This is a genomic window from Vibrio sp. 1288, assembly GCF_033344475.1.
Window position 1 is genome coordinate 1 of sequence record NZ_JAWPOX010000803.1, and the last position, 598, is coordinate 598.

Here is a 598-nt window from a genome sequence, read left to right on the forward strand (position 1 = left end):
GGAAAAAGTGCTTTTAAAGAAAGCTTTTCTGCATTAAAGCTTCTACAAAAAATGAACGTTGAATACAACGTTTTGGCATGTGTGACCAAAGAGTATTGCAAACATGCTGAGGCTATCTATTCATTTTTCCGAAAGAATAAGGTGAAACATATTCAGTTCTCACCTCTTGTCGAATCTTCTCCGTTAGAAACAGAGCAAGCTCGTGGCCAACACTTTGGTAGCAATCTGATTTTCTCGACAGACAAACTCCATACAGATCCTCAGAAATACGAACCTATCGCTTGGTCTGTTGATGCCAAAGAATACGGACGTTTTCTCACCGACGTATTTCATCTTTGGGTTTCTCAAGATGTGGGCAAAGTCTTCATTTCGAACTTTGAACAGGCATTAACACAATACCTTGGCAACCCCTCTCCAAACTGTATTCATGCCAAAAAATGCGGCTCGTCTTATGCCGTTGAAGCAAATGGTGACGTTTATTTCTGTGACCATATCGCCTACCCGGAGTCGAAACTCGGCAATGTATTCGAAACATCGTTGCACGAGATGTCGTTGAATCACGAACTTCAGTTCAATAAAGAATCCCGCTTATCTATGC

Annotated in this window: 1 protein-coding gene; it reads left to right on the top strand. The window is 41.3% G+C overall.

What is annotated here, in order from left to right:
• Positions 1-598 (top strand): SPASM domain-containing protein (locus R8O11_RS29460; protein WP_318195155.1); only part of this gene is annotated, 598 nt, incomplete at both ends.